The organism is Novosphingobium sp. FSW06-99 (assembly GCF_001519065.1).
Taxonomy (GTDB): Bacteria; Pseudomonadota; Alphaproteobacteria; order Sphingomonadales; family Sphingomonadaceae; genus Novosphingobium.
Window position 1 is genome coordinate 1 of sequence record NZ_KQ954275.1, and the last position, 3,374, is coordinate 3,374.

Below are 3,374 nucleotides of genomic sequence, written 5' to 3' on the forward strand. Positions count from 1 at the left end.
CTGAGTTCGGCGACAACGCTCCAGCCAAGCCTCGTGGCCACGGCCTTGAGTTCAAGTTGCTGGTTCTCGACGGTCTGGCTGTCGGTCGAGACCCGGGTGTAAAGGGCTACGCGTTTGATCATGATGTCACCTCATAAGCGATACCGCTTATATATACGGTATCGCTTATTCGTCAATCATATGGTTTTGGCGGTTAGCTCATCCACAGAACTGAGCCGTTGGCATCGACCAACCGGACCTTATCTCGCCTGCGTTCGCGGGCCACAGACCTCGCGCTATTGATCATCATCGCTTGGTCGTTGCCATCAGCGGCAAGGGTCCAGTGAGCGTCTTGAGGGCGCAGGTATTCAACGCGATAGATCATTCATCTTCCTCCTTGGCGTCCCGTTTTGGTGATCGACGGATCGTCGGAGCCGAAGTCCTTGAACCCATATGCGATACCGCTTAAATGCATAAGTGATACCGCTTATGCGGTCAATGATCGATGCGACATCTCGCCATCAGGGGACTGGATGAAAGAAAGCGATACCGCTATCCGTGGACGCGTGACCAAACCACGCATCTTTGACGAAGCCTTCCACTTCCGCGCTCGCGAGGGCACGAAGGATCGTATCGACGCTTTGCGTGGATCGATGAGGCAAGGCGACTTCATTCGCCTGCTGATCGAGGAAGCACTGGATCGGCGTGAAGCTGATGTCTCGGTAACGGGTGCTGATCAGGCCAAGCCTGACTGAGGCCAAGTCCTCACCCGATCACATCGCCGCGATCTCATCGGCCTTTGATGCCGGGATCAGGTAAACGCTCAACAGATCGCCACTTCCACGATTGAGCCACTCTACACGATGGAGCCGTGGCAGGATTACACCGCCTCGGCTTCGTCATCCCTGTAACCGATGACGGTAACCTCCCAGTTTCCCTCTTCGCTGCAAGGTTCGTCGTGTCCTGAGATACACACGACTTCGACTTCATATCTCTCAAACTCAAAATCGTAGCGAATTTGCTCGCCGATTTTCTCTATCGCTTCCTCGTCCCAAAACTTCCATTCGATGCTGTCTGTGCGCCACATCACGTGAAAGGTGTCAGAAACGCTCAGATGAGACGCCACGATTGTATCGTGTAGATCGACCTTCTCACCGTTGAAGCGTAGGGGAAGAGCGCGTGTGCCCACCAAGACCCTGATCGTGCTTTCAGGCGGATACCCTGCGATGTCGTAGAGCAAAGCTATTCCCCCCAGTGCGACCGCAAGGTCTTCACCATAGCATCCGATCTCACCGTTCTTCCATCAGGCATAACAAAACGAACTGACCCAGTAGGCAGCCCCATCATGCTCTCGATGGTCGCTTGAACACCCGCCAAACGGGCTGTCGATTTTACCTTGCGGAATCGACTGGGCACTTCCTTGCGCTTTGTAGGTTCAACCGCATCATCTGCCGTTTCCATCTGCCGCCTCCGTTGCCGCACTGACTATCACCGATCTGCCCTTCCATTTTCAACTGGTTTGCGAACACCAGTTTCCGACTATCTCAAATGACGGTTTTCTGGGGCTTTCTGCGGGCCGATTTCCATGATGGTTCTGGAATGGCCGTCCACCCGCCGATCTGAGAGGTCGGGGGCTCCGCCCCCTTGAGCTTGGACGGGAAAGTGAATCTTGCGAAGGGGAAGCAGATTGATCCCTTCTCCATCGACATCACCAGAGCCAACACGGAGTAGCCAAGGCATCGCTTGCGATGACGCGGGCTACGAACGGGTTGCGACCGACGGTCTGGTGAAGCGGAGCGCAGCCAGACCGTCTGGCTCGTGTCATAATATCGCACCATGATCCAAAGATTGCACAGCGGGCCAAAGGCCCGCGATCCAATCTCAAGATCACGAAGGAGGGGCCTTGGCATCTCCCGCCATCTCCCTCGATCCGATGCTGCGCACCGAATCAAGGCAGATGCCACTCGATACCTGCCCCCTTGAGTTCCTCGCAAGATAAAACCCGTCCGTCCTATTTCACTAAATACTATAAGAGAAATAGCGTGGACGCTCGACTAGATCGGCGCACGGACAATATAATAATGCTCGGACGTGATGGCCGTGGTAGTTAATAACATTTCAAAGTGATGATGGCTTGGTCGTAGTCATCGAGTTCCCACTCGGCTTTTTGCTGTTCTAGGCAGTAGCGCTTGGTGGCTGAAGATCGGCGCAAACGGGCACCCATTTCCGGTGAATAAGCGTCTTTCACAATATCGTCCGCGTTTTTTTGCGCTAAGTTCGACTATTTTCATGAGATAATTATTGAACTCTTGCGGTGGAGCCCCGAGCAACGCACGGATCGCATCAAGCTGGTTCTTGTATTGATCCCGCTCGGTTTCGAGACGCGTATGCTCAGCGCTTACCTCCTCGCGGCCATCGTCCCAGTTATGGGCTACTTTGCGATCGGTGCTCATACCGCGTCTCCGATATTTTCAAGAAGTTCGGCAACGGTCAGATCGGGTGTGTCGAACAATCCATTCTGGATTTTCGCGAACCCGACAGTCCGGCTTGCGCGGAAGAACACTACCATAGCTTTCACCAACCGGCTTTCGTCCGCGATGTCCAAACGAAGCTGATCACCGCTGTCTTCCAATGCCGCGACCATGATGTCTGCGAGGCGACGACGCACATCGCGCAGGCGAGCCGGTCGAGGGCCAAAGTTCGGGTTGTCACCACCAGTGAGATGGTCACCCCCCAAGACTTCGAGAATCATATCTTCCTCATCCGAGATGGTCTCGACGAAGCCGGTATCGGTATTGACCAAGATGTATGGCGCATTTTGGACAAGCTCACGTTGGCTCGGTTTGGGCGCGATCTGGCCGTTAGCGAGCGCGCGCATTGTCGGCTTGCTGACGCGAGTCCACTGGGGGTTTTTCACCTCCGTGCGGTCAAACACGCTCGCGGGCATCTGCCAGAGCGTCATGCCATCCAGTTCGTGACCCGCGTCCTTCTTGCCCACCTTCACGCCGTTGGCGTCGTGCGCGCCCCACTGCTTGAAGAAGAACGGCGTTCCCGCGAAGGCGCAACGATCCCGCAGATCACGGACCCAATCGGGATCGAGCGGCATGATCGGACGACGACCGGACGAAACCCCGCTTTCGCCGCCAGCGATCACCCAGTCGACTGCTGCCACATCAAGGTCAGGCAACGCTTCCAGCAACGGCTCAGCCGAAATAAAGCGGACGCTGGCGGGGACTTTGAGAAGCTCGCGGACAAAGGGCTTGGCAAACTTGTTTTCCGCCACGCTTGCGCCGAACCAGATGTTCGGCGTCCACTTCAACCCAAGTTCGCGGGTGAGCTTCACTGCCCGGGCAGGGCGCTTGGTCAAAACCTGAAAGCTGTGATGTGGGCACGCG

The 3,374-nt window shown here is 55.8% G+C and carries 6 protein-coding genes; 1 reads left to right on the plus strand and 5 read right to left on the minus strand.

Features of this window, described 5'->3' with window-relative positions; genetic code table 11:
- Positions 1-122: recombinase family protein (locus tag AQZ49_RS23050; protein ID WP_197411160.1), on the minus strand; the 122-nt coding region annotated here is incomplete at its 3' end.
- A 71-nt stretch (positions 123-193) separates the two neighbouring features.
- Complete coding sequence (locus tag AQZ49_RS22460) at positions 194-364, minus strand: hypothetical protein (protein WP_156428438.1); 171 nt, start codon at positions 362-364, stop codon at positions 194-196.
- 148 nt (positions 365-512) lie between these two features.
- Between AQZ49_RS22460 and AQZ49_RS21570 the strand changes: the two genes are divergently transcribed.
- Positions 513-734, plus strand: coding sequence for a hypothetical protein (locus AQZ49_RS21570; protein WP_067621026.1), 222 nt, complete (start codon positions 513-515; stop codon positions 732-734).
- Between the two features lie 125 nt (positions 735-859).
- On the opposite strand, the gene AQZ49_RS21575 is transcribed toward AQZ49_RS21570, so the two are convergent.
- From AQZ49_RS21575 to AQZ49_RS21580, 3 genes are all read right to left on the minus strand, one after another.
- A complete protein-coding gene (locus tag AQZ49_RS21575) occupies positions 860-1,219 on the minus strand; it encodes a hypothetical protein (protein WP_067621028.1) in 360 nt (119 codons plus the stop codon).
- 904 nt (positions 1,220-2,123) lie between these two features.
- On the minus strand, positions 2,124-2,432 hold the full coding sequence (locus tag AQZ49_RS22465) for a hypothetical protein (protein WP_156428439.1): 309 nt from the start codon (positions 2,430-2,432) through the stop codon (positions 2,124-2,126).
- Positions 2,429-3,374: DUF5131 family protein (locus AQZ49_RS21580; RefSeq protein WP_156428440.1), on the minus strand; the 946-nt coding region annotated here is incomplete at its 5' end. The genes AQZ49_RS22465 and AQZ49_RS21580, both read right to left, overlap by 4 nt.